At 65.6% G+C, this 20,919-nt stretch carries 21 protein-coding genes; 12 read left to right on the plus strand and 9 right to left on the minus strand.

Translation table 11 applies throughout. The features are described 5' to 3' along the window. Positions 1-150 precede the first annotated feature (150 nt). The 4 genes from QZX93_RS12575 (at position 151) to QZX93_RS12590 (ending at position 4,179) form a co-directional block, all read left to right on the plus strand. Positions 151-780: an SPOR domain-containing protein gene (locus QZX93_RS12575; protein ID WP_295388117.1), complete on the plus strand. Its 630-nt coding sequence runs from the start codon at positions 151-153 to the stop codon at positions 778-780. 36 nt (positions 781-816) lie between these two features. Further along, positions 817-1,311, plus strand: a complete 495-nt coding sequence (locus tag QZX93_RS12580; protein ID WP_295388120.1) for a CvpA family protein — start codon at positions 817-819, stop codon at positions 1,309-1,311. Positions 1,312-1,442: 131 nt separating this feature from the next. Next, positions 1,443-2,957 carry an amidophosphoribosyltransferase gene (purF, locus tag QZX93_RS12585; protein ID WP_295388122.1) on the plus strand — a complete coding sequence of 505 codons (1,515 nt, stop codon included), beginning with the start codon at positions 1,443-1,445 and terminating at the stop codon, positions 2,955-2,957. A gap of 22 nt (positions 2,958-2,979) precedes the next feature. Then, positions 2,980-4,179, plus strand: coding sequence for an O-succinylhomoserine sulfhydrylase (locus QZX93_RS12590; RefSeq protein WP_295388203.1), 1,200 nt, complete (start codon positions 2,980-2,982; stop codon positions 4,177-4,179). A 77-nt stretch (positions 4,180-4,256) separates the two neighbouring features. On the opposite strand, the gene QZX93_RS12595 is transcribed toward QZX93_RS12590, so the two are convergent. The 3 genes from QZX93_RS12595 to dcd all read right to left on the minus strand — a co-directional run bounded on the left by QZX93_RS12595 (position 4,257) and on the right by dcd (position 6,554). Continuing rightward, on the minus strand, positions 4,257-4,871 hold the full coding sequence (locus tag QZX93_RS12595; protein WP_295388124.1) for a hemolysin III family protein: 615 nt from the start codon (positions 4,869-4,871) through the stop codon (positions 4,257-4,259). 65 nt (positions 4,872-4,936) lie between these two features. Further along, the gene (locus QZX93_RS12600) at positions 4,937-5,890 is read right to left on the minus strand and encodes a serine hydrolase (protein ID WP_295388126.1); all 954 of its coding nucleotides are present in this window, start codon (positions 5,888-5,890) and stop codon (positions 4,937-4,939) included. A 97-nt stretch (positions 5,891-5,987) separates the two neighbouring features. After that, the gene (gene dcd / locus QZX93_RS12605; RefSeq protein ID WP_295388128.1) at positions 5,988-6,554 is read right to left on the minus strand and encodes a dCTP deaminase; all 567 of its coding nucleotides are present in this window, start codon (positions 6,552-6,554) and stop codon (positions 5,988-5,990) included. Positions 6,555-6,723: 169 nt separating this feature from the next. Here dcd and bioA point away from each other — a divergent pair, with 169 nt between their 5' ends. Next, on the plus strand, positions 6,724-8,010 hold the full coding sequence (gene bioA, locus QZX93_RS12610; protein WP_295388130.1) for an adenosylmethionine--8-amino-7-oxononanoate transaminase: 1,287 nt from the start codon (positions 6,724-6,726) through the stop codon (positions 8,008-8,010). Between the two features lie 36 nt (positions 8,011-8,046). Here the strand turns inward: bioA and QZX93_RS12615 are convergent, their stop codons facing one another. The 4 genes from QZX93_RS12615 to QZX93_RS12630 all read right to left on the minus strand — a co-directional run bounded on the left by QZX93_RS12615 (position 8,047) and on the right by QZX93_RS12630 (position 11,807). Then, on the minus strand, positions 8,047-8,238 hold the full coding sequence (locus tag QZX93_RS12615; protein ID WP_295388132.1) for a hypothetical protein: 192 nt from the start codon (positions 8,236-8,238) through the stop codon (positions 8,047-8,049). Between the two features lie 53 nt (positions 8,239-8,291). Beyond that, entirely contained in the window at positions 8,292-9,905 is a 1,614-nt protein-coding gene (locus QZX93_RS12620; protein ID WP_295388134.1) for a response regulator, read from the minus strand. A gap of 133 nt (positions 9,906-10,038) precedes the next feature. Then, a complete protein-coding gene (locus tag QZX93_RS12625; protein WP_295388137.1) occupies positions 10,039-10,602 on the minus strand; it encodes a L,D-transpeptidase family protein in 564 nt (187 codons plus the stop codon). 2 nt (positions 10,603-10,604) lie between these two features. Further along, positions 10,605-11,807, minus strand: coding sequence for a transglycosylase SLT domain-containing protein (locus tag QZX93_RS12630; protein WP_295388139.1), 1,203 nt, complete (start codon positions 11,805-11,807; stop codon positions 10,605-10,607). Between the two features lie 510 nt (positions 11,808-12,317). Here QZX93_RS12630 and QZX93_RS12635 point away from each other — a divergent pair. From QZX93_RS12635 to dnaQ, 3 genes are read left to right on the plus strand one after another with little or no spacing between them, the layout of a single operon-like run. Continuing rightward, the gene (locus QZX93_RS12635; RefSeq protein ID WP_295388141.1) at positions 12,318-13,109 is read left to right on the plus strand and encodes a methyltransferase domain-containing protein; all 792 of its coding nucleotides are present in this window, start codon (positions 12,318-12,320) and stop codon (positions 13,107-13,109) included. 20 nt (positions 13,110-13,129) lie between these two features. Then, the gene (gene rnhA / locus QZX93_RS12640) at positions 13,130-13,573 is read left to right on the plus strand and encodes a ribonuclease HI (RefSeq protein WP_295388143.1); all 444 of its coding nucleotides are present in this window, start codon (positions 13,130-13,132) and stop codon (positions 13,571-13,573) included. Between the two features lie 57 nt (positions 13,574-13,630). Continuing rightward, a complete protein-coding gene (dnaQ, locus tag QZX93_RS12645) occupies positions 13,631-14,359 on the plus strand; it encodes a DNA polymerase III subunit epsilon (RefSeq protein ID WP_295388145.1) in 729 nt (242 codons plus the stop codon). Positions 14,360-14,470: 111 nt separating this feature from the next. Here dnaQ and QZX93_RS12650 read toward each other — a convergent pair whose 3' ends face one another. Next, positions 14,471-15,460, minus strand: coding sequence for a serine/threonine protein kinase (locus QZX93_RS12650; protein ID WP_295388147.1), 990 nt, complete (start codon positions 15,458-15,460; stop codon positions 14,471-14,473). Between the two features lie 120 nt (positions 15,461-15,580). Between QZX93_RS12650 and QZX93_RS12655 the strand changes: the two genes are divergently transcribed. Further along, positions 15,581-16,564 carry a hypothetical protein gene (locus QZX93_RS12655; RefSeq protein WP_295388149.1) on the plus strand — a complete coding sequence of 328 codons (984 nt, stop codon included), beginning with the start codon at positions 15,581-15,583 and terminating at the stop codon, positions 16,562-16,564. A gap of 39 nt (positions 16,565-16,603) precedes the next feature. Here QZX93_RS12655 and QZX93_RS12660 read toward each other — a convergent pair whose 3' ends face one another. Then, positions 16,604-17,449 (minus strand): PA4780 family RIO1-like protein kinase, encoded by an 846-nt coding sequence (locus tag QZX93_RS12660; protein ID WP_295388151.1) that lies wholly within the window; start codon positions 17,447-17,449, stop codon positions 16,604-16,606. Between the two features lie 637 nt (positions 17,450-18,086). Here QZX93_RS12660 and QZX93_RS12665 point away from each other — a divergent pair. Genes QZX93_RS12665 through QZX93_RS12675 form a run of 3 tightly spaced genes read left to right on the plus strand, consistent with a single transcriptional unit; the run spans position 18,087 to position 20,861 of the window. Beyond that, entirely contained in the window at positions 18,087-18,833 is a 747-nt protein-coding gene (locus QZX93_RS12665; protein ID WP_295388153.1) for a class I SAM-dependent methyltransferase, read from the plus strand. 37 nt (positions 18,834-18,870) lie between these two features. After that, positions 18,871-19,656 (plus strand): ankyrin repeat domain-containing protein, encoded by a 786-nt coding sequence (locus tag QZX93_RS12670; protein ID WP_295388156.1) that lies wholly within the window; start codon positions 18,871-18,873, stop codon positions 19,654-19,656. A gap of 20 nt (positions 19,657-19,676) precedes the next feature. Continuing rightward, the gene (locus QZX93_RS12675; RefSeq protein WP_295388158.1) at positions 19,677-20,861 is read left to right on the plus strand and encodes a PatB family C-S lyase; all 1,185 of its coding nucleotides are present in this window, start codon (positions 19,677-19,679) and stop codon (positions 20,859-20,861) included. Positions 20,862-20,919: the final 58 nt, after the last annotated feature.

Raw genomic sequence — 20,919 nt, forward strand, 5'->3', positions numbered from 1 at the left:
CAGGCGCGGGGCGCGGGCGGGCGCCTGGTCAACTGTTCTCCGACCGGGTCGGCCAACCGCCGGCACGCTGCGATCAGGATGTGTGCTCATCCTGCGGACTAACACCCTGTTGCGGTTCGGGCTGGTCGGCGCGGCCCGCGGAGTCGAGGCATGATGCGAGACGGTGCCAAGAAGCGGTTGATTGGAGCGGTCGTGGTGGTTGCCCTGGCGGTGACCTTTGTGCCCATGTTGTTCGAGCCGCCGTCCTCGGATAGCCCGCCGGCCATCCAACAGCCTGTTCCGAGCCCCCCGGCCTTTGAACCGGGCCTGAAGAATGAGGTTTTTTTGGGGCCACAGGACTCCGGGGTGGGTGGGGGCGCGGAGTCGGCGTCCAGGGTCTCCCAGCCCCTGGCACTACCCCCGGCCGGGGAACTGGCGCCGGTGCCGATCGGTGCGCCGGGCCGCGCCGAGACCCCGGGAGCGCGGCGCGGTGCCGCGCCGGTGCAGGCCCAGGACAAATCCCCCGCGACACCTGAGCTGGCCCCGCCCCGGGGTGCAAACGATCTGCCGTCCTGGGTGGTCCAGGTGGCGAGTGTCGCGAGTCCCGAGGGTGCGGCAGAACTGGAGGGCAAGTTGCGTGCGGATGGTTTTGCCGCCTTCGTGGAGAAGGCCGAAGTGAATGGGAGGGTCACTTACCGGGTGCAGGTGGGTCCGGAGTTGGACCGCGTCAGGGCGGATCGGACCGCCGCCCGTCTACGGGAAAAACACAAGGTCAGCCCCTTGATCAAGAGCTATCCATAAGGGTCGCGGCAGCGCGCGTCCGCGCGAGGAACCGATATGAACTGGGTCGATACTGTCATCATTGCAATTATTGTTTTGTCCGCCCTGGTTGGACTGGCCCGCGGGTTGCTTCGCGAGGTTATGTCATTGGCCGTGTGGGCGGCCGCCGCCGGGGTTGGCTATCTCTATCACAAGGGTGTAGCGGAGGCCCTCACCCCCTATATCGGCCAGCCGACCGTGCGCCTGGCCGTCGCCTATGCCGTGCTCGCGACGGGGGTGCTGATCCTGGGTGCCGTGGTCGGGGCCCTGCTGGGCACCCTGGTCGACAAGGCCGCGGCGCTGCGTTGGACCGACCGGTTGCTCGGTCTCGTGTTCGGGGCGGCGCGCGGCGGGGTGCTGATCGCGATGGCGGTCTACCTGGCGGCCCTGACCCCGGTGGCGGATGAGCCCTGGTGGCAGGATTCGGGGGCCATCGCGCAGTCTAAGCAGGCCGCCGACTGGCTGATAAAGTTGATCCCGCCGGGGATTACAGACCAGTTGAAGAGGGTTTGAGCAGGTGCTCCAGTCTTCCTGATCCTCAGATAGGTCGGTTAGCGCTTGTGGCCAGTCGCGTTCTCGGTTAGCCTGTCTGGTTTCCTGTCCTCCGCCGCTCGTGTGTGGCGGAGCCTCCAGTTGAGGTCCCCATGTGCGGCATCGTCGGCATCGTCGGTAAGGGTCCGGCCAATCAAGCACTCTATGACGCGCTCTTGGTGCTCCAGCACCGGGGGCAGGATGCGGCTGGGATCGTCACTTGCGAGGGTGATAAACTCCACCTGTGCAAGGACAGCGGTCTGGCCCGCGACGTCTTTCGCACCCGCAATATGATCCAGTTGCGCGGCACCATGGGGGTCGGCCATGTGCGCTATCCGACCGCCGGGGCGGCCGGCTCCGCCGAGGCCCAGCCCTTCTATGTCAACTCGCCCTATGGCATTGTGTTGGCCCACAACGGCAACCTCACCAATGCCGAGGACCTGAAGCGCGACCTCTTCGTCGACGACCTGCGCCATATCAATACCGACTCAGACTCGGAGGTCCTGCTCAATATCTTCGCCCACGAATTGCAGAGCCAGGGCAAGTTACGTATCGACGAGCAGGACATCTTTCGCGCCGTGGCCGGGGTGCATCGGCGCTGCCGGGGCGGTTATGCGGCGGTCGCGATGATCCCGGGCTTCGGCGTATTCGGTTTCCGCGACCCCTTCGGCATTCGCCCCCTGATCTATGGCCGCCGCGAGACCGACGCGGGCACCGAGTACATGATCGCCTCCGAATCGGTAGCCCTGAACACCCTGGGATTCACCCTGGTGGCGGATGTCGCCCCGGGGGAGGTGGTGTTCATCTCGGTGGACGGTACCCTCTATACGCAGCAGTGCGCCGACGCGCCGCTGCTCTCGCCCTGTATCTTCGAGTTCGTCTATCTCGCCCGGCCCGACTCCATCATCGACAACATCTCGGTCCATAAGGCGCGCTCGCGGATGGGCAAGCGCCTGGCCGCCAAGATTCGCCGGCAGTGGGCGGCCCACGACATCGATGTCGTCATCCCGATCCCGGATACCAGCCGCACCGCCGCGCTGCAACTGGCCAATCATTTAGGCGTCCCCTATACCGAAGGCTTCATCAAGAACCGCTATATCGGGCGGACCTTTATCATGCCCGGGCAGGCGGTGCGCAAGCAGTCGGTGCGCCAGAAACTCAATGCCATCGATCTGGAGTTCAAGAAAAAGAATGTGTTGCTGGTGGACGACTCCATCGTGCGCGGGACCACCTCCCAGCAGATCATCCAGATGGCACGCGAGGCCGGGGCCAACCGGGTCTATTTCGCTTCCGCCGCGCCGCCGGTGCGCTTCCCCAATGTCTATGGGATCGATATGCCGTCCGCCACCGAACTGGTGGCACACGGGCGTAGCGAGGAGTCGGTCGCCGACTTCTTGGGTGCTGACGGGCTCATCTACCAGGATCTGAACGACCTGATCCAGGCGGTCCAGAAAAAGGGTAAGAGCCATGTGGACCGCTTCGATTGCTCGGTCTTCGATGGTCATTATGTGACCGGGGACGTGACCCCGAACTACCTCCAACACTTGGAGGCCAACCGCAACGACGCTGCCAAGGCGACGCGCTCCCGGCACAGTGAGACCGTCATTGACCTACACAATTCAGCCTGATCTTGAGCCTTTCCCGGACGCCTTGACGCAGTCCGGTAGCACCCGACCCGGCTTCGCCACCCGCGCGGTGCGTACCGGACATCGGCGCACTCACGAGGGCGAGCACGGCGAGCCCATCTTCACCACCTCCAGCTTTGTCTTCGACAGCGCCGCGGAGGCCGCGGCACGTTTCTCCGGGGAGAGCCCGGGGAACATCTATTCGCGTTTCACCAACCCTACGGTCCGTGCATTCGAGGAACGATTGGCAGCGCTGGAGGGGAGTGAGTCTTGTGTCGCCACGGCCTCCGGCATGGCCGCCATCCTGGCGGTCTGTATGGGACTCTTGCAGACCGGGGACCATCTCGTGGCCTCCCGCAGCTTGTTCGGCAGCACCACGCTGCTGTTCAACAAATATCTCAGTCGCTTCGGCATTGGAACCAGCTATTGCGACCTGAGCGACCTGGCCGCCTGGGATGCAGCGATCGGCCCGCAGACCCGGCTGTTGTTCTGTGAGACCCCGTCCAATCCAATCACTGAGATGGTCGATCTGCGTACACTCGCCGAACTTGCCCATCGCCGCAACTGCCTGCTGGTGGTGGACAATTGCTTCTGCACGCCGGCCCTGCAACGCCCGCTGGAACTGGGCGCCGATCTGGTCATCCACTCGGCCACCAAATATCTGGACGGGCAGGGGCGGTGCGTCGGCGGGGCCGTGCTGGGGGATCGCAAGCGGGTCGGGGAGGAGGTCTATGGCGTACTGCGCACCGCCGGGCCGACCTTAAGCCCCTTTAATGCCTGGGTCTTCCTCAAGGGTTTGGAAACCCTAGAGTTGCGGATGGCGGCCCACTCCCAGGGTGCGGCGGGACTCGCCGACTGGCTGGCTGCACAACCCGGGGTCGCGCACGTCTACTACCCGGGTCGGGCAGACCACCCTCAGCACCACTTGGTCGGCGTGCAGCAACGCGGTGGTGGCGGCATCGTTGCATTCGACGTGCATGGCGGACGCCCCGGCGCGTGGGGCGTGATCGACGCCACCCGCCTGCTGTCGATCACCGCGAACCTGGGCGACACCAAGACCACCATCACCCACCCCGCCAGCACCACCCACGGTCGCCTGACCCCGGAACAGCGCGCGGCGTCGGGCATCGGCGAGGGCCTGATCCGGGTCGCCGTGGGTCTGGAGTGTCTGGTCGACATCCAGGCTGACCTGGCGCGCGGGTTGGCGCTGCTCCCGGGGCAGTAAGCCTGTGAGGCTGAGTAAGGCGCAGCGGAATCATCGCTACCTTCTTCGCTGGCGACAATTACTCTTTGCATATTCTTCTATAGATAGAGCAATATCGCGAAATAATGACTGGCGCTGCCGGCCAGCACAAACAGGTGCCAGATGCCGTGGCACCAGGGCCAGCGTCCGGCAAGCGCGTAGAAGATCACCCCGACGGTGTAGAAGATCCCGCCCGCCAGCAGCCACCCGAACCCGGCCGGGGGCAGGGCCGCGATGATATCGTGCAGGGCAAGCACGATGAGCCAGCCCATCGACAGATAAATGGCGACTGATAGTAGTCGCCCGCCCCCACCGCGTAGGGTGTCGATGAGGATGCCGACGACGGCCAACCCCCAGACCGCACCGAACAACCACCAGCCGGTTTCGCCCTTGAGTGCGACCAGCGTGAAGGGGGTGTAGGTGCCGGCGATCAGCAGATAGATCGCATGGTGGTCGAGGACCTGGAAGACGGCCTTGGCCCGACCCCGCAGGCTGTGATACAGGGTGGAGGACAGGTACAGCAGGAACAGCGTCATCCCATAAACGGTGAAGCTGACGATCCGCATGGCCCCGCCCTCGACACCGGCCAAGGTCACCATCACGGTGGCGCCGATCAGGGCCAGAACGGCCCCGACCAAGTGGGTGATACTGTTGAAGCGCTCGCCTGGGTACATCCGGGGCTTAACTCCGTCACATTGATTCGATAGATGGGGGGCGGTTGCCAAACGGCCCTCAAGCTTCAGCCAGAGCCAGATAGCCCCGATCTCTGTGATTCAAGCCACTTGCGAAGCCGAATGGAATCGCCCACCGGGTTGCGCTTACCGGGCGAGTCCAGGAGCACGATCGAGAGCAGGCGCCCGCCGATGACCGCCCGCATCACCAGGCAGTGACCGGCCTCGTTGACGAAACCGGTCTTGCTCAGTTCCAGGTGCCAATCCGGGCTTCGCACCAGCGGGTTGGTGTTGCGGTAATGCAGGGTGCCGCCGTCACCATAGGGTTTCACCTCCATCTCCCCGGTCGTGGTGATCTCGCTGATCAGCGGGTAACTTGCCGCCGCACGTACCATTTTCACCAGGTCCTCGGCGGTGGAGATATTGTTCCCGTCCAGGCCAGTGGGGTCAGCAAATCGCGACTCGGTCATCCCCAGCGTCGCCGCCTTGCGGTTCATGGCCTCCACAAAGGCCGGCTTACCGCCGGGGAAGGTCGTACGTCCCAGGGCCGAGGCGGCGCGGTTGTCCGATGACATCAGGGCGACGGCCAGGACTTCCCGGCGCTGCAAGGTGGCCGCCCGATCGATCCGCAGACGCGAACGGCTGTGGCGCAGTTGGTCGCGGTCCTCCTCCAGGATCGTCACCGGTTCATCCAGGGGCGCCGCGGCGTCCAGCACCACCATGGCGGTCATCAGCTTGGTGATGGAGGCGATAGGCCGCTGGTCGCGCGTCTTCTTGGCATAGACGGGGTGGTCGGACTCGTCCACCACCAGGATCGAGGCCGAACTCAGGCCCAGGCGCGGCAGCACGATTTCGGGCATCGGCGGACGGGGCTCCGGCACCGGCGCGGCCAAGGCTAAGGTGGTCGTGGCGGGGGCCGCCGTCGGCGCCGCCCCGGCGAACTGTGCGTCGACCTGGGCCGCTCGCGGTAAGGCCAGCGCGACGACCAAAAAAAACAGGGGGATGCGAAGAGTCGATCTCACTTAGATGTCCTTGAATGAGCTGGAAGGTCGCGGCGCTGACCTGAGGATTGAGGCGGTGCCGCGACCAAGTCACATGGTAGCCTGGCTGGCGGAAAACTCAAGACTTCGGTAGGGTCACCCCCCGCTGGCCCTGATACTTGCCGGCGCGATCCCGATAGGACGTCTCGCAGACCTCATCCGACTCGAAAAACAGGATCTGGGCCACCCCTTCGTTGGCGTAGATCTTGGCCGGCAGGGTGGTGGTGTTGGAGAACTCCAAGGTCACATGGCCTTCCCATTCAGGTTCCAATGGGGTTACATTTACTATAATACCACATCTTGCATAAGTCGATTTTCCAAGACAAATAACAAGGACATCCCGTGGGATACGAAAATATTCGACGGTCCGCGCCAGGGCAAATGAGTTGGGGGGGATGATGCAGACGTCTGACTTCAGGTCCACGAAGCTGTTGGAGTCGAAATTCTTGGGGTCGACGATGGCCGAGTTGATGTTGGTGAAGATCTTGAACTCATCGGCGCAGCGCACATCGTAGCCGTAGCTGGAGGTGCCGTAGGAGATTACGCGCCCGGTCTCGCCCTCGCGCACCTGCCCCGGCTCGAAGGGTTCGATCATGCCGTGGGCGGCGGCCATGCGGCGGATCCAGCGGTCGGATTTGATGGTCATGAGGTTGCTCGTGCGGGCCAAAGCCCGTCAGGGTACATCGGCGGGTGTCGGCGGGCAAAGGGCGCTCGTCGGGCGCTCGTCGGTCGTGGTCGCGATGGGCAAGCCAGCGTCAAGGATAACCCGGATAATGGCGCGCTTCGCGTGCCGAACCGCAATGCTTGAGTGCCTCATGGATATCGACCAAGTCCTCGCCATCGACCAGGCCCATGCCTGGCATCCCTACAGCTCCACTGTCGACCGCGACCCGGTCTACCCGGTGCGCGCCGCCCAGGGATGCCGCCTGCACTTGATGGATGGGCGCACCTTGATCGACGGCATGTCCTCCTGGTGGTGCGCCATCCATGGCTATAACCACCCGGTACTCAATCGGGCGGTGCAGGACCAGCTCGGGTCCATGGCGCATGTGATGTTTGGGGGGCTGACCCACGAGCCGGCCGCGCGGCTGGTGCAGCACCTGGTGGAACTGACCCCGGAGCCGCTGCGCCACGTCTTCCTGTGCGACTCGGGGTCGGTCGCGGTGGAGGTGGCGATCAAGATGGCCATCCAGTTCTGGCAGGCCCAGGGGCAGCCGGGGCGCCACCGGCTGATGACGGTGCGTGGCGGTTATCATGGGGATACCTTCCATGCCATGTCGGTCTGTGACCCGGACTCCGGGATGCACCGTCTGTGGGGGGCGGTGCTGCCGCAACAGGTCTTCGCCCCGGTTCCTGCCGGCCGCTTCGGTGAGCCCTGGGAGCACAGCCAGATTGCCGCCTTCGCCGACTTGATCGCGCGCCATCGCCACGAGCTGGCGGCCGTGATCCTGGAACCCATCGTGCAGGGCGCCGGGGGCATGCGGTTCTATTCCAAGGACTATTTGCGTGAGGTCCGCGCCCTCTGCGATCGGCATGGGGTCTTGCTGATCGCCGACGAGATCGCGACCGGCTTCGGCCGCACCGGAACCCTGTTCGCCTGTACCCAGGCCGGCATCAGCCCCGACCTCATGACCGTCGGTAAGGCCCTGACCGGCGGCTATCTGACCCTCGCAGCGACCCTGGCCACCGAACGCGTGGCCGCGGGGATCGCGGCCGGCGACCCGGGGGTCTTCATGCACGGTCCGACCTTTATGGCCAACCCGTTGGCCTGCGCGGTGGCCAATGCCAGTATCGAGCTGCTGCTTGCCACCGATTGGCAGGGCCGGATCGCCCGGATCGAAACGGGCCTGAAGGCTGGGCTCGCCCCCTGCCGCGGCCGCCCCGGGGTGTTGGACGTGCGGGTCCTGGGGGCGATCGGGGTGGTCGAGATGCACTCGCCGGTGCCCATGCGCGAGACCCAGCGTCGGTTGGTCGAATTGGGCGTCTGGGTGAGGCCCTTTGGTCGCCTGATCTATCTCATGCCGCCCTATGTGATCGACGAGACGGAGTTGGCCGCGCTCTGTCGGGCGGTGGTGCAGGTGGTCGGGGAGCGCGCAGGGTGAGGCAACGCAATCAGGGCCTGCCCTTGGTACCGAACCTCAGAATGTCCGCACCGCCAGCATGAGTAGGATCACCAGCAGCACCACCGCGCCTAAGGGGAGCAGGGCGGCCAGCCAATCGCCCGCCCCGGCCTTGATGTCGCGGGCTTGCCACTGTTTGTAGGCCGGCCACAAACGCACCAGCAGCAGCACCAGCATGGCCGCCACCGCAATCTTTAGAAACAGTTCCATAAGATCACCCCCCTTCATTTCCGTTTTTCGTGGACTAATTGCTCTTTTTAGGGTTATCCGTCATACCCGCGGACAAGCTGCCCGACCACCACGCTGTTCCAGTCGAATACCGGTTCGGCCAGCGACGGCTGGATCAAATTTCCCTGGATATAGTGGATGCCGCTGCTCCTGACCGGCCCGATCAGGGCGGGATCGTCGATGCCGGCGGCGATGACCTCGATTCCCTGTTGGCGCAGGCGCCGCACCAGTGAGTTGAGTCGCTCCGGTGTGGACTGGCGCACGGTGTCGATGGCGAGTCGTACCATCGCCGGCCGCAGGTCCGTCACCAGGTCGAAGGCCACCGGTGTCTGGTCCACATCCAACAGGCAGAGCTTGATCCCCAGTGTGTTCAGCATCTTTCCCAGGGTCACGGCAATACCCCTGTTCGCAAGAATGTCGTCGACCGTTAACCCCAAGACGATGGCCGGCGGCGCCAAGCCGAGTGCGACCAAGCGATCGCGCAGCGCGAGCACCCAGCCCGGGGCGATCAGCGTGTCGAGGTGCTGGCGGATCAGTAGTCCCAGCCCGGATTGCTCCCGCGACTGCTGCGCGATCACCGCCAGCGCCCGCGTCATGACCCAGTGGTCGATCGCGACACCGCGCCCGCGGCGCTCGGCAATGGATAGCTCCCAAGATGGAATCGGCGACCCATCCGGTTCGGTGAGACACAACAGGACTTCCATGCAGCGTCGGCGGTTGGGGACCACCGCCACCAGTGGTTGGTAAAAGAGCCGGAAGCCATGGTCCGGGCTGCTGTCCGCCAAGGCCTGCTCGATCAGCGAGTCGATGCGTTGTTCATGAGTGGTGGGGTCGCGCTGCTCGGCCAGATTGAGTCGGCGGCGTGAGGCCATGCTGGAGTCGATGCGCTGGGTCACGGTCTTCACCAGCAGATCTGGGCGCATCGGCTTGGTGATGAAGGCGTCCCCGCCCATGCTCAGGGCATCGAGCTGCCGTCCGGGGTCGCGTTCAACGGAGAGAAACAGGATCGGTAAGGTCTGATAGATGTCTTGCTCACGGATAATGGCCGCCAACTCGCCCCCATTGGCCGCGGGCATGTTGAGATCCATGAGGATGAGATGGGGTTGGAATGTCGCCAATATCTCTAATATTCTCAGGGGATCGGTCAGGGCGCGTACCTGGAGTCCGGCCGCCGTCAGGATGCGCTCGGCCAGCAGTGCCTGCATGGCGTCATCGTCCACCACCAACACGCGGCGAACCGTGCCGGGCGGCGGTCGGCACGCCGAGACCAGGGTTGCCACCAGTACATCGGCGTCCACCGGGGTTACAAAATAGGCCGCCGCATTGGCCCGCAGGGCCTGGAGACGCGGGCCGATCTCCTTCGTTGCGGCGATGATCACCAAATGCGGTGCCTTGATGCCGGCTTGTGTCAGTTCGTCGATCCAGTCCTTCAGGGTTTCGCCAGGCGCGAGCCGGGCCGTGTCCAAGATCAGCGACTGGTACTTGAATCCCGCTGTCGCCGGGGGTTGCTCGTCCCGGTCGTCGGCGGCGAACAGGGCGATCCCCCGAGCGGCGAGCAAGGGTGCGATGCGCTCGGGTAGGTCGGGGTCCGGGCCGAGATAGAGTACACTCGGCGTGGTGGGTTCGGCGGTGTTATGGTGGTCGTGCATGGCGCTCTCGCGGCAGTCCGGGTCCTTGATGCGGATAGTGCAACCATAGCAGAGTGCTGGAGCGCGTAGTGGGACGGCGGACACGAACGGCAGCGGGGCCTGCGACTCCCGATGGCCGCCTAAGTGCTGCTCGTCACGGCAGGATCTCGACCGGGGTCCCCGCAGCGGTGAGCGACCAGATCTCGTCGATCTCCAGATTGGACACCGCGATACAACCGAAGGTCCAATCGCCGGCGCGCTGCTGCGCCGCACCATTGGGTTGGCCGTGGATCATGATCAGGCCGCCCGGGTCGACCCCCTGTACCTGTGCCCGCAGGCGATCGGTCGGGCTCGGATAGGAGATCTGCAGGGCCTTGTGGTAGCCGCTGCGATCGACGCGTCGGTCGATGCGGTAACGGCCTTCCGGGGTCCGCCCGTCGCCTTGGTGGCGTTTGTGACCGGTCGGCTGGAGGCCAAGGGCGATCTTGTAGGTACGCCATGGCGTGTTGCCGCGCATCAGATAGAGGCGTCGTTGCGCCTTCTTGACGACGATTCGGTCGGCGAGTTGCGGGTTGCCCGGCGTCGGTGTGGCTACCGACGCCGGCGCGCGCGCCGCTGGTTGAGGGGCCGCGCTCAACCAGGGCAAGGAGAATGCGTGCGCGCCAAACGGGACGCTGACGGCAGCAAGCAAAAGCAGCAACCGGGCAAATTTATTCATCTTTACAAGGACGCGAACGAGGGGCCGCGCCGATAGATGCGGATCGTCCCGCCGTGGTGCAGGTCGTTGGCCGCGACCGGGTTCCAGCGGATCAGGTCATCGACACTGACGTGGTAGCGGCGGGCGATGGCCGGCAACGAGTCGCCCCGACGGACGCGATGGGTGACCAGATTGGCCGCCGTCATGTCGCCACCGACTGCGGCGCCGGCGGCGCCGGGGATGCGCAGGCTCTGTCCAGGCAACAGGGGCTCGCGCAGCTGCATCGCATTCGCAGCGGCCAGATCGTTCAGGTCCACTTTCTGCGCGCGGGCCACCGATGCCAGGGTGTCGCCCCCTTTGACCATATAGACCGTTGCAATGGTGGTTTCAGGCTTGACGGTTGGCGGAGGCTCGGCCGGCTCGGCCGCAGCCGTGAACCTCATCGGCGCCACGATCCGGGACTGGGGCAGCGCGGCGGTGACCCGCGTGGCGGTGCCGACTGGGACCACCAGGTGGCCCGGACCCATCGGGGAGGTCTGTCCGCGCTTGAGTCCGGCATTGAGTGTCTGCAACTGTGCGAGTCCGATGCCGCTCGCCTGCGCGACGCGCGCCAGGTTCACGGGCCGGTCGGTGCGCACCACCTCCAGTTGGGGTGTACTCGGCACCGGCGGCAGATGCACCCCGTTCTGGGTTGGCTCTGCCACCAGACGGGCGGCCGCCAGTATCTGGGGGACGTAGTTCCGGGTCTCGGCCGGCAGGTTCAGCGACCAAAAATCGGTGGGCAGGCCGCGTGCGCGGTTGGCGGCCTGGGCCGACTCCACGCGGGCCGGGCCGCAGTTGTAGGCGGCCATCGCCAGCTCCCAACTCCCGCCGAGGCGCCGTTGGAGCTGCTGGAGATAATCCATGGCCGCCCGGGTTGAGGCCATGACGTCGCGGCGTTCGTCCTGCCAGGCGTCCTGGCGCAGGCCCATCTCGCGGCCGGTATAGGGCATGAACTGCCACATGCCGGCGGCCGCTACCGGGGAGGTGGCCGCTGGGTTGTAGCGGCTTTCGATGTGTGGCAGCAGGGCCAGCTCGCCCGGCAGACCGCGTCGCTCGATCTCCGCCATCACCACGTGGAGATAGGGTTTGGCCCGTTCCGAGAGCTTCGACATGAATTGTGGGTCGCGCCGGAAGGTGCCGACCTTTTCATCGATGCGACCGCTGGCATGGAGATTGAGTTTCATGTCGGCGCGTACACGCGTCCACAGATCGCCAGAGGGAGCCGCGCTGCCACCGCGTCGCGCCGCGGTTGAGGTGGGCCGGACATAGCCATATTCGCGAGCCGAGACCGCGTTGCCGTAGTCGTCCACGTCGGTAAAGTTACGGGTCTGTTTAGATGCACAGCCGGACACGGCGAGTACAGCGAGAAAAAGGGGAAGACGCGCGCCGTGATGGCGGGCTGTGGGTGAAAAAAACTGCATTGAACCCCCGGACCTAAGTGTAAGCACTTGGTTTAGATAGTTTCTCACGGCTTATAGGGGCATGATACGCAAAGCGGCCGGTCATTACCAGACCTGTGCCGCCGCGCTGAGGGCTGGGGCGGGGGGACAGGGCGCCCATTACTGGTTACCATGGAACCTACAGCAGGCGCTCGGGCGCCGGTGCGCGGGGCTCGGCGCCGGTCCAGCCAGCCGGGGCGGGGCGATCCGGGGCTTGGGTTGGTGGCCGCGCCCAACAACAATGAGGCATCGATAATGACCGCTTGCACCGGCCCGGGCTCCCCTCTCGCCGGCCTTGAACATTGGTATCGCACGCCCCTGGGGCGGGACATCGCGGCGCGGGAGGCGGACTGCCTGACCGAACTGCTGCACGACACCTTCGGCTATTACCTGGTCCAGGTCGGCGACGGCGACTGCTTCCGGGAGGTGCTGGCTGCGAGCCGGCTGCGCCATCGGGTCTTGTTGCCCGGCGAGTCACCGAGCGGCTCCCATCGCCCTGCGGTCGTGGGGAACCCGGCGGCGTTGCCGCTGGCCGCCGACGCCGTCGACGTGGTGCTCATGCCGCATACCCTGGACTTCACGCCGGACCCGCGACTGGTGCTGCGGGAGGTGGAACGGGTACTGATTCCGGAGGGGCATGTCATCGTCCTGGGGTTCAATGCACTCAGCAGTTGGGGTCTGATGCGGCTCCTGTATCGCTACCGCGGGCGCGCCCCTTGGTGCGGACGGTTTCTGACCACCTACCGGATCGAGGACTGGTTGTCGTTGCTGGGGTTCGATGTGGAGGTGCGGAAACAATTGGTGTTTCGACCGCCGCTGCGCGGGGCCCAAGGCCCGCGGCTCGCGGTGCTCGATGTCCTCGGGCGCACGCTGTGGCCGGCCTTGGGTGGGGTCTATGCCATCAAGGCTGTGAAACGTGTGTCCACCCTCACGCCGTTGCGAACCTCCTGGGGTGCCCGCCACGCCTTGCTCGCGGGTGGGGCGATCGAGCCGACGGCCCGCCACGGCGCTTCGCGCATCCGCCGGACCGGTCGACCGGGCGCTTAATTCTGTTTCTGGAGAGGACGATGTCTGATTGTGTGCTGGCCTTTACCGATGGCGCCTGCAAGGGTAACCCGGGCCCCGGGGGCTGGGGGGTCCTGCTGCGCTGGGGCGAAACGGAGAAGGAGTTGTGTGGCGGCGAATCGCAGACCACCAACAATCGCATGGAAATCATGGCCGTGATTGCCGCACTGGAGTCGCTGAAGCACCCGACCTGCATCGAGGTCACCACCGATTCACAGTATGTCAAGCGCGGCGTCACCGAGTGGATGACCCGCTGGAAGCGCAATGGCTGGCTCACCGCCGAGCGCAAGCCGGTCAAGAACCGCGACCTGTGGGAACGGTTGGACGGGGCGCTCGGTCCCCATCAGGTCCGCTGGCACTGGGTCAGAGGACATACCGGTCACGCCGAGAACGAGCGTGCCGACCGCCTGGCCAACCAAGGCATCCCCGGTCCTGGATCAAGATAAAAGGTCCGCATTTGCGTTCATTAGCGGACAATTATTCTTAAGGCTAGGCAATAATTTATGCGCCAAATCGTCCTGGACACCGAGACCACCGGGCTCGACCCGCGGGAGGGCCATCGGCTGATTGAGATCGGTTGTATCGAACTGGTCGATCGCCGGCTCACCCGTAACAATTTCCACCAGTATTTGCAGCCCGATCGCGAGATCGACGCCGAGGCGGTGGAGGTCCATGGGATCACCAACGAATTCCTGCGCGACAAGCCCCGCTTTGCCGAGATCGCCGAGGCCTTCCTCGACTATGTGACGGGGGCCGAGCTGATCATCCACAACGCCGCCTTCGACTGCGGTTTCATTGACCACGAACTCGGGCGGTGGCGCGACGGCGCCGCCCGGATCGGCAGTCTGTGCGCGGTGACCGACACCTTGGCGATGGCGCGCCGGCTCCACCCCGGTCAACGCAACAGTCTGGACGCGCTCTGTAAACGCTACGGCGTGGACAATTCTCACCGGGACCTGCACGGCGCCCTGCTCGATGCCGAGATCCTCGCGGACGTCTATCTCGCGATGACCGGCGGGCAGGTGGTCATGCAGTTAGGCGGGGAGCCGTCGTTGGACGCGGGGGGGCGTAAGGCGCTGGCCGAGCGCGGCCGCTTGGACCCGCAGCGGCCGCGGCTGCGGGTGGTCGCGGCCGATGCCCAAGCCCAGGCCGCCCACGCCGCGCGGCTCGCCGCCATCGCCAAGGCCAGCCCGGACGGGTGCGCGTGGCTCAGGCTGGAGCCGGCGGGGTAGCCTCAGCGTTGGGCGTGCCCATCTGTCATGCGTCGTCCCCGCGGACCTTGTGCCATGTGCATACCGACAATCTGGGCCACCTGTCGCGTCCTGTGTCATGGCTATTCGCCCTCACGCCGACCAGAGCGGTCCCTCCTGCATGGCCGCGATCTGTTCGCGCAGTGCCAGGATGTGGTCCTGCCAGTAGTGCTGGGTGTTGAACCAGGGGAAGGCGGCGGGGAAGGCCGGGTCCTCCCAGCGCCGCGCGAGCCAGGCGGCGTAGTGAATCTGACGCAGGGTGCGCAGGGCCTCGATCAGGTGCAGCTCACGGTGGTCGAAGTCGCAAAAATCCTCATAGCCGGCCAGCACGTCCGCCAGTTGGCGGGTCTGCTCCGGGCGCTCCCCGGACAGCAGCATCCACAGGTCCTGTACCGCGGGCCCAGTGCGGGCGTCATCGAAGTCGACAAAGTGCGGCCCGGCGTCGGTCCACAGCAGATTGCCGCGGTGGCAGTCGCCGTGCAGCCGGATCGCCGTATAATCGCCCGCTCGCGCGAAGCAGGCGGCGACCCCCTCGAGCGCCTGATCGACCACTGAGGTATAGGCCGGGAGCAGGTCTTTGGGGACCCAGCCCCCGGCGCGCAGGAAGTCCCGCGGCTCGGTACCGAAAGACGGGATGTCGAGCGTCGGGCGGTGTACAAAGGGGGTGAGCGCGCCGATGGCATGGATGCGCCCCAGCAGGCGCCCGAGCCACTCCAGCACGGACGCATCCTCCAACTCGGGCGTGCGCCCGCCGCGCCGCGGGCTCAAGGAAAAGCGGTAGCCGCGGTGTTCGTGCAGGGTTCGCCCCTGGGTGGCGAAGGGCGGGACCGCCGGGATCTCGGCGTCCGCCAGGTCCTGACTGAAGACATGCTCCTCCAGGATAGCCGCGTCGCTCCAGCGCCCCGGGCGGTAGAACTTGGCGATGACTGGCTCGGCCTCGTCGAGGCCGACCTGGTAGACACGGTTCTCGTAACTGTTCAGTGCCAAGAGGTGGCCATCCGTGGGGAGCCCGATGGACTCGACCGCGTCGAGCACCCGATCCGGGCTGAGATCGGCGTAAGGGGTGGGGCTTGGAGTGTTCATGCGCGGATTCTAGCCGGGATCGGGCCAAAGGTGACGGCCGATCTCCGGCCCGGTTTGCGCTCGCTGCGGGCGGCCGGCATCATCTATGAAAAAACCAGGCCGCGACCAAGAGACCGACCCATGCGCCAACCTCCGAGATTCAGCCGCGTGTTTGTCCGCGCCCTGGCCCTGGCCAGCCTCCTGATTGCCCCGGCCGTCCTTGCGCAAGGGGCCGCGGTGTCGGCGGCGCCCCTGCGTTTCTTCGCCCTCGGCGACCTGCCCTATGGTGCGCCCGAGATCGCGCCCTTAAAGGCCCTGCTCGCCGCCGCCGCCGTCCAACGACCGCCGTTTATCGTCCATGTCGGCGACTTCAAGTCCGGCAGCAGCCCTTGTACCGACGAGGAGTTGCGGGACATCGCCGCGCTGTTTCGCGCGGTGCCGGTGCCGCTGGTCTACACCCCGGGGGACAACGAGTGGACCGACTGCCACCGCGCGGCCGCCGGGGGGTACGACCCGCGCGCCCGTCTCAAGCGGGTGCGCGAGGTCTTCTATGGCGACCCGACGGTATTGCGCCTCGCCGCCTTGGGCGTGACCCACGCCGGGCCGCGCTTCCCGGAGGTCTATGGCTTTGCGCTGGATGGGGTGCTGTTCGTCGCGCTGCATGTGGTCGGCAGCGACAACGGACGCAATCCCGCCGAGCCCGGTGCCATGGCCGAGTTCGCGGCGCGGGAGGCCGCCAACCAGGCCTTCCTGACGCGGATGCTTGACTCCGCGCCGGGCCGCGCTGCGCGGGCCTTGGTCTTGATGGTGCAGGCCGACCCGCTGTTCGACCGCGGGCGGGGACCGCCGGGACTGCGCGGCTTCAAGGACCGACTGATTGCACTGATGGGTCAATTTTCCGGCCCGGTGCTGCTGATTCACGGCGATACCCATTGGTATCGGCACGATCATCCGCTGCTGGACCCGGCGCGAGGGACCCCCTTTGAGCGCTTCACGCGGGTGGAGGTGCCGGGGGCGCCGATCGTCGGCGGGGTGTGGATCACGGTCGATCCGTCGGCGCTGCAGCCCTTCCACTCCGACCCGGTGTATGCGACCTCGCTCGACTCGCTGGTGTTGCAGCCTTGATCATCGTTCCGGCCACCCCCGTTAGGCTATTCCTGGCACTTACTCGCCATCGCGTTCGTGCTTACGCCTGATGGCGTCTGCGCGCGCATCGTCGATTTCCCGCATGATGGCGGCGAGATCGGCCTCCTTGTGTTGGCCCTTGAAATGGCCGGTGAGCTTGACCGCGGGCGTCAGCTTGCCGTTCTCATAGAGGTGCCAGATTTCTTTGCCATAGGTGGTGGTCAGCAGTTCGGGCGCAAAGCGGCCAAAATAGGCGGCCAGATTGTCGACGTCGCGCTCCAGCATCCGGGCGGCATTGTTGTTGGCCGCCGCATCGATCGCCTGCGGCAGATCGATAATCACCGGACCCTGCGCATCGATCAATACATTGAACTCGGAGAGATCGCCATGAACGAGCCCGCCGCAGAGCATCTTGACCACTTCCATGATCAGTCGACCGTGGTAGTCCAGGGCCTGCTCGCCGGTCAATTCCAGGTCGTTGAGTCGGGGCGCCGCCACCCCGTCTTCATCCGTGATCAACTCCATCAGCAGGACGCCTTCGAGAAAGTGATAGGGTTGCGGTACCCGCACCCCGGCGGCCGCCAGACGATATAAGGCGTCGACCTCGGCGTTTTGCCACACCTCTTCCTGCTCTTTGCGGCCAAAGCGCGAACCCTTTTGCATTGCCCGCGCCTGTCGACTGTTGCGCACGGTGCGGCCTTCGCGATAGGTCGCCTGGGTATGGAAGCCGCGTTTATTCGCATCTTTATAGACCTTGGCGCAGCGAATGGCGCCTTCCGAGGCAACGACATAGACCGCGGCCTCTTTGCCGCTCTTCAGTGGGCGAATCACTTCATCGATCAGACCATCGCGCAACAGTGGTTCGAGACTTTTTGGAACTTTCATGGTCGCCCTAAAATTAGGTTGCCGGCTTGGCGTAAAAGGATTCTGGTGGGAGCGGGGAGGCCTGGCGAATGATGATGTCCGGCCGGGCACGCGGGGGCGTGGTGCCAGGTTCTCGAAAGACCGACGGCGACAAAAAACTGCTGGGTGCGTAGTGGCTCCAGCGTCCGATTATGCCACTGATCCTGCCATGTATTGGGCTTTTTATCCTGGAAAGAGGATTCGGCCGCCAATGGATGCAAGCTAACGCAAATAAATACAATAGCTTATATTTTTCGGTGGGCGGCGCGCCGCTCCCCCGTGGCAGCGGCTTCAGCCGCGACGCGTCCCCGCGAGTTGCCGTGGCCGCTGGTCGCGGCTGAAGCCGCCCCACGGGGGGCTGTTCTTGCTGCCATGGCCGCTAGCCGGTTCGGTGTACAGGCGCCGCTGATTTCACTTGGCCATGTGGACCCACCGCCGCTGGCCGGAGCCTTCATCAAGGGGCGATTTGGGCTTGCGCGGCAAGGTGGTAGCGATGATGATCAAGGCGAGGACTCTGGCGGGCGGCCGGTCGGGGACATCGCCACGCCACCTAACGATGTCCGTGAACGACCGGCCGTGTGTTATTTTCCCGTATCCTAGACCTGATGAGACGCGATCGATGACCGATTTACTGGGTGACCTGGGGGCGGCCGCCATGCGCCTGTACCCGGCGGGCGAGTATCGCCGACTGGATGAACTGGAACTGATCGAGGAGTTGGTGCCGGTGCGCGGCCGGCGGGTCCTGGAACTGGGCTGCGGGGCGGCCTGGACGACGCGGCTCCTGGCGGAGCGACTGGGGGCGGCGGCGGTCACGGCCACCGAGGTGGACCGCGTCCAGCACGCCAAGAACTTGGCGCTCGGGGACCTGCCGGGCGTGACCTTTCGCCTCGGCGGGGCCGAGGCCATCGCCGCGGCGGACGCGAGCTATGATTTGGTCTTCATGCTCAAGTCGCTCCACCATGTGCCCACGGACCTGATGGACCGGGCGCTCGCCGAGGTCCAGCGGGTGCTCAAGCCCGGTGGCCTGCTGTATTGTTCAGAACCGGTCTACCAGGGGCCGTTCAACGAGGTGATGCGGCTGATCCAGGATGAGCAGGTGGTGCGCGAGGCGGCCTTTGCCGCCCTGCGGCGGGCGGTGGGGCGGGGAGGCTTCGCCCTGGCGGCGGAGGTCTTTTTTGAGTCCGCGGCCAGCTATCCGGACTGGCCGAGCTTCGCGTCGCGTTTCCTCGACGTGACCCACAGCGAGCGGCAACTGGACGCCGCGCAGCGCGCCGCCATCCGCGCCGCCTTCGAGCGGCACCTGACCCCGGCTGGCGCCCGGTTTCTTAAGCCCCATCGGGTGGACCTGTTGCAGCGCTTGCCCTAGTTCGTCTAAGGTAGAGCGGCCGAAGAGAAGACCAGCGATGAAGTATCCGTTATTCGCGCGTATGGGTAACCACTACCCAGTCCACTTGGAGACCCAGTTCGAGCGCATCCTCAAGAAGATCGCAGACCTCTGGGAGAGCCCCGAGCTCCATGATTATTTCTCCGACCTGCTGATCGACAAGCGCTCCGGTCGCGCGGGCTTTCCCGCGGATGTCATGACGGACCTGATGCGGGTTTGGGAATTCCGCAAACTGCAGACCTTCCGCGCCGCAGAGCGCAAGGCGGACGCCATCAAACAGCTCGAGGCGTCCCGGATACCTATGACCGAGAAAGGGTTTCTGCGGGCCTTTAGCGCCGGCGACAAAAAGGTGATCGATTTGTTCGTGCGGGCCCGCTTCACGCTACCGGCCGTGGATGAACAAGGGACCCCGCTATTGCTCTCGGCCTTGAAACACGACTATCTTATTGTCGCCAAGATCCTGCTCGACTCCCATATCGATGTCAATATGCAGGACCACCTCGGACTAACGCCGCTGCTGCTGGCCTGCGGCAAGCCGACCCCGGGCTATTTGGCCGTCGCCGAAAAGCTGATCGCCAAGGGAGCCAATGTTAATGCGCGCGATGGGCTCGGTAATACGCCGCTGCTCCTTGCACTCACCGGCGGCATGCTCGACATCGCCCGTCTACTGATTATCAATGGCGCGGATGTGTCCGCCCGCGCGCGCAACGGCGACTCGCCGCTATCGCTGGTCTTGACCAACTACCGCGGCCCCGAGGCGACCGAGATTGCCGAATTGCTGGTCAGCCGCCACGCGGTCGAATGAGCGAGAGAGAGACCTTGACAATGATAGACGAACGTCCGAACTTCGATCGACCGCTCGAGCGCGCGGGCAGCGGCTCACTCAAGTGGGACGGGCGCGCCGGTCAGTTCGGCGATGGCGACGTACTGCCGCTGTGGGTCGCGGATATGGACTTTGCCGCGCCCGCGGCGGTGACACGCGCACTGGTGCAGCGTGCGGCGCATCCGGTCTATGGCTATACACTCTTCCCGGATGAGCTCTTTGCCGCCATGGCCGATTGGCTGCGCGAGCGGCACGGCTGGGCCATCGAGCGTGAATGGGTGGTGATGGCCCCAGGGGTGGTGCCATCGCTGGCCGCGACCGTGCTTGCGCTGACCCAACCGGGGGAGGGCGTCATCGTCCAGCCGCCGGTCTATGCGCCCTTTTACTCGGTGGTGCGGGCCAATGGCCGGCAGGTGGTGGAAAACCCGCTGCGGATCGGCCCGGACGGCTACACCTTCGACCTGGAACACCTGGAGCGTTGCGCCGCCGCGGGGGCGCGCCTGTTGCTGCTGTGTTCGCCCCACAACCCGGTGGGCCGGGTGTGGCGAGCGGACGAACTCGAGGGGCTGCTGGACATCGCCTGGCGGCACCGCATGGCGATCCTGTCCGATGAGATCCATCACGACCTCTGCCTGCCGGGCGCGCGGCACCGCCCGCTGGCCTGTCTCACGGACGACCCCGCCTTGGTGGTGACCGCGCTGGCCCCGAGCAAGACCTTCAACATCCCGGGGCTGGGATTGTCCGCCCTCATTTGCCCGGACCCGGAGCAGCGCCGCGCCTTGCGCCGGGTCTTCGATACCTTCCATGTCAGTGCCAGCAATCCATTCAGCGTCGCCGGCTTCACCGCGGCCTATCGCGCGGGCGGCCCCTGGCTCGATGCCCTGCTGCCGTATCTGCAAGGCAATCGCGACCTGGCCCTGGACGCGGTCGCGACCGCGCTACCGGGCATCGCCGCGGTGCGTCCCGAGGGGACCTATCTGCTGTGGCTCGACTGCCGTGGCTTGGGGCTCGACGACGCCGCCCTGCGCCGCTTTTTTGTCGAGCGCGCCGGTCTGGGCCTGAGCCCCGGGACGATTTTCGGCACCGGCGGGGGCGGGCACATGCGGCTCAATCTGGGCGCGCCGCGGGCGGCGATCGAGCGGGCGCTGGGGCAACTGGCCGCGGCCCTGGCAGCGGCGGGCGCCTGATCGGTTGGCGCCGTCCGGCGACGACGCCTTGAATACACTGCCTCCCGGCTCCCATCTG

Origin of the sequence: uncultured Thiodictyon sp., from assembly GCF_903946935.1 — a bacterium.
Taxonomy (GTDB): domain Bacteria; phylum Pseudomonadota; class Gammaproteobacteria; order Chromatiales; family Chromatiaceae; genus Thiodictyon.

Coding starts and splice junctions, on each gene's coding strand:
- QZX93_RS12575 (WP_295388117.1), top strand. CDS start 151: ATGATGCGAGACGGTGCCAAGAAGCGGTTGATTGGAGCGGTCGTGGTG.
- QZX93_RS12580 (WP_295388120.1), top strand. CDS start 817: ATGAACTGGGTCGATACTGTCATCATTGCAATTATTGTTTTGTCCGCC.
- purF (WP_295388122.1), top strand. CDS start 1,443: ATGTGCGGCATCGTCGGCATCGTCGGTAAGGGTCCGGCCAATCAAGCA.
- QZX93_RS12595 (WP_295388124.1), bottom strand. CDS start 4,871: ATGTACCCAGGCGAGCGCTTCAACAGTATCACCCACTTGGTCGGGGCC.
- dcd (WP_295388128.1), bottom strand. CDS start 6,554: ATGACCATCAAATCCGACCGCTGGATCCGCCGCATGGCCGCCGCCCAC.
- bioA (WP_295388130.1), top strand. CDS start 6,724: ATGGATATCGACCAAGTCCTCGCCATCGACCAGGCCCATGCCTGGCAT.
- QZX93_RS12615 (WP_295388132.1), bottom strand. CDS start 8,238: ATGGAACTGTTTCTAAAGATTGCGGTGGCGGCCATGCTGGTGCTGCTG.
- QZX93_RS12620 (WP_295388134.1), bottom strand. CDS start 9,905: ATGCACGACCACCATAACACCGCCGAACCCACCACGCCGAGTGTACTC.
- QZX93_RS12625 (WP_295388137.1), bottom strand. CDS start 10,602: ATGAATAAATTTGCCCGGTTGCTGCTTTTGCTTGCTGCCGTCAGCGTC.
- QZX93_RS12630 (WP_295388139.1), bottom strand. CDS start 11,807: ATGAAACTCAATCTCCATGCCAGCGGTCGCATCGATGAAAAGGTCGGC.
- QZX93_RS12635 (WP_295388141.1), top strand. CDS start 12,318: ATGACCGCTTGCACCGGCCCGGGCTCCCCTCTCGCCGGCCTTGAACAT.
- rnhA (WP_295388143.1), top strand. CDS start 13,130: ATGTCTGATTGTGTGCTGGCCTTTACCGATGGCGCCTGCAAGGGTAAC.
- dnaQ (WP_295388145.1), top strand. CDS start 13,631: ATGCGCCAAATCGTCCTGGACACCGAGACCACCGGGCTCGACCCGCGG.
- QZX93_RS12650 (WP_295388147.1), bottom strand. CDS start 15,460: ATGAACACTCCAAGCCCCACCCCTTACGCCGATCTCAGCCCGGATCGG.
- QZX93_RS12655 (WP_295388149.1), top strand. CDS start 15,581: ATGCGCCAACCTCCGAGATTCAGCCGCGTGTTTGTCCGCGCCCTGGCC.
- QZX93_RS12660 (WP_295388151.1), bottom strand. CDS start 17,449: ATGAAAGTTCCAAAAAGTCTCGAACCACTGTTGCGCGATGGTCTGATC.
- QZX93_RS12665 (WP_295388153.1), top strand. CDS start 18,087: ATGACCGATTTACTGGGTGACCTGGGGGCGGCCGCCATGCGCCTGTAC.
- QZX93_RS12670 (WP_295388156.1), top strand. CDS start 18,871: ATGAAGTATCCGTTATTCGCGCGTATGGGTAACCACTACCCAGTCCAC.
- QZX93_RS12675 (WP_295388158.1), top strand. CDS start 19,677: ATGATAGACGAACGTCCGAACTTCGATCGACCGCTCGAGCGCGCGGGC.